The sequence below is a fragment of the Acrocarpospora phusangensis genome, assembly GCF_016862995.1.
In the GTDB taxonomy this organism is placed as follows: Bacteria; Actinomycetota; Actinomycetes; order Streptosporangiales; family Streptosporangiaceae; genus Acrocarpospora; species Acrocarpospora phusangensis.
The window spans coordinates 1-2,723 of sequence record NZ_BOOA01000177.1 but is presented as its reverse complement, the minus strand read 5'-3'; the positions used below and the strand labels follow the sequence as shown (position 1 = coordinate 2,723).

The 2,723-nt window shown below is 68.5% G+C and carries 1 protein-coding gene; it reads right to left on the bottom strand.

The features are described 5' to 3' along the window. Positions 1 to 2,694: PKD domain-containing protein (locus tag Aph01nite_RS40740; RefSeq protein WP_204046448.1), on the bottom strand; the 2,694-nt coding region annotated here is incomplete at its 3' end. Between the last annotated feature and the right edge of the window lie 29 nt (positions 2,695 to 2,723).

The window sequence follows — 2,723 nt, the reverse complement described above, 5'->3', positions numbered from 1 at the left end:
AGCGGTCGTGTCCGGCACTCCCTGAGTCAGGCGGAAGTAGTCGAACTTGACCGTCTTGGGCCCGGCCTGGTTGGTGCCGATGGTGTAGACACCGACCTTGCCGTTCGCGACCGCGGTGTTCGGCACCGCCTCCGCGAAGTCGGTCCACGTGGTGCCGTCCGCGGAGTACGACCCGCGGAAGTTGCTGCCCTCCTTCTTCAGCCGCAGGTACCAGACGCCCTGGGTGAGCGAGCCCAGGCTCGGCTGCGGGTTCACGACGGTCCCGGCGACCTCGCTACGCAGTTCGAGACGGCGCGCCACCGCGGAACCCGCGGCGTTGTCGGCGACGTAGTCGAGCTTCACGTAGTTGTCGTCGTCGGTGTAGACCATCAGGCCGCCCTGCTGGAACTGCTCGTTCAGCGCCGATCCGTCGACCTTCGTCTCCAGCGTCCAGTCGCCGCTCGGCGGCGTCTGCAGGATGAAGTTCTTCGGAGCGGTGTTGCCGGTCCCGTAGATGTCACCGGGGGTGGTGTCCAGCTCCAGGTTGCCGCCGGTCACCCGGGCGCTGGCGGCGTCGCCACGCACGATGGCGTCCCAGCGGCAGGTGTCCAGCGCCGTGCCGTTGAACTCGTCGCTCGGCGCCGGCTTGGTGGCCGTGCTGTCGGGCGAGATGTGGAACCAGTCGAACGCGGCGTCGACGATCACGCGGTCGCCGGTGCTGGCGAACGACATGAGGCCGATGCGCGGGTTGGTGATCCCGGCCAGCGCCTTCGTCTCCGGCATCGCGGTGAAGGTGGTGCCGTCCGCCGAGTAGTGCGCGGTGAGGTTCGAGCCGTCGCTCATGAACCGCACGTACACGGTGTCGGGGTAGGCGTCACCGAGGTTGCCGGTGTTGCTCGCCGCCACCTCGTTCGGCGTGCCGTTCTCCTCCCGGATGAACTGGAAGATGCGGGCGGCGTGGTTGGGCGTGGAGCTCCGGCCCTGGAGCACCATCTTGGCGTAGTTGTTGTCGTCGCCGTACACGACCAGACCGGCCTGCTGGTACTGCCGGTCGGCGCGGAGCGTCACCTTGGCGGTGGCGGTCCAGGCGCCCTGCGGCAGCGGCTGCAGAACGATGTTGGTCACGCTGCCCGGACCGCTGCCGTAGATCTCCGTGGCCGAGGTCGGCAGCACGAGCTTGCCGTCCGCGACCTTGAGGTTCTGGTCCTCACGGACGACCGACCAGCGGTTCCGGTCCAGTTCGGCGCCCAGGAAGTCGTCGGAACGTCCCGAGAAGCAGTTCGTGGTCGGCGGGTCCACCTTCACGTTGACGTACGCGGAGTTGGACGCGCCCTTGGAGTCGGTCACCGTCACCGAGGCGGTGTAGGTGCCCGGGGCGTTGTAGGTGTAGCTCGCGTTGGCCGTGGTCGGCTGCGGCGAACCGTTCACCCCGAAGTTCCACTTGTAGGTGAGCGGGGTGTTGTTGTCGGGGTCGCTGGCGGTCGAGGTGAAGTCGACCTTCAGCGGGGCGATGCCCGTGGCGGCGCTGGCCGCGACGGTCACCACCGGACGCTGGTTGTCGGTGACACCCTGGCCGATGAAGTCGACCCAGTTGAAGTTGAGCAGGTAGTCGCCGTTTCCGGCGCTGGCCGGCTTGCGGACGATGAAGAACACCGGGCCGGTCGTCGCCGGGACGTTGCTCAGGTTGACCGTGACGTCCTTGTACGTCTGCCAGCCACCCGTCGGCGTCACGTCGACCGAGCCCACCAGGGTGCCGGTGTCGGCGTTGCCCGTCTTGATCTGCACGGTGCCGCCGGGACCGGCCGAGGAGACCCGGAGCCGGACCTGCGAGATGCCGCTCAGGTTGATCGGCGTGTAGCCCCAGAAGTCACCGTCGTTGGTGAAGCCGATGTTCTGGTTGCCGCCCTGCGGGTCGGAGCCGTTCTCGATCGCGACGCCCGCGGCGTCGGTGCCCAGGCCGTCCGCGGTGCGGCCGGTGGACGAGAAGTGCTCGGCCTGCTTGCGCTTGGGCTGGAGGATGGCCTCGGCCCGCCCGGTCAGCGACTGCGCGCCACCCTGGCCGCCCTTGTCGGCGTAGGTCGCCTCAAGGATGTAGAATAGGTTGTCGTCGATGCCGTGGCCGCTGTCGGACAGCGTCTGGATCGTGCCCTCACAACCCTGGTGCTGGTCGAGCGGGTGACCGTGGCTGTCGTGACCCAGGTACGCCTGGATCCGGACGTCCTCGCAGTCGATCGCCCCGTCCTCGGCGTCGGAGACGGCGATCTTGTACTTCACCTGGTCGCCGAACTCGAAGAACCCGCCGTTCGGGGGCAGTTCGATGGTGACCGTCGGACGGGTGTTGCCGACCGTGATCGGCACGTTCGCCGTGCCGTGCAGGCCGCCCGGGTTGGTGACGGTCAGGACCGCGCTGTACTGCCCGGCCTGGGTGTAGGTGTGCGAGGGGTTGGCGGCGGTGGAGTCGGTGTCGCCGTCGCCGTCGAAGTCCCACGCGTAGGTGAGCTGCCCGCCGTCGGGGTCGCTCGACCCCTGGCTGGAGAACTGCACCGTCAGCGGCGCCGGGCCGTCGGTCTTGTCGGCCGAGGCGCGGGCCACCGGCGGGCGGTTGCCCTTGGTGTACTCGATGCGGTAGATGCCGGAGTCGGCGTTGTCGCCGCCGAAGCCGGAGCCCCACTCGATCAGGTAGAGCGCGCCGTCGGGACCGAACTTGATGTCCATCGGCCGCTTGAAGCTCATCGAGCGGAGAA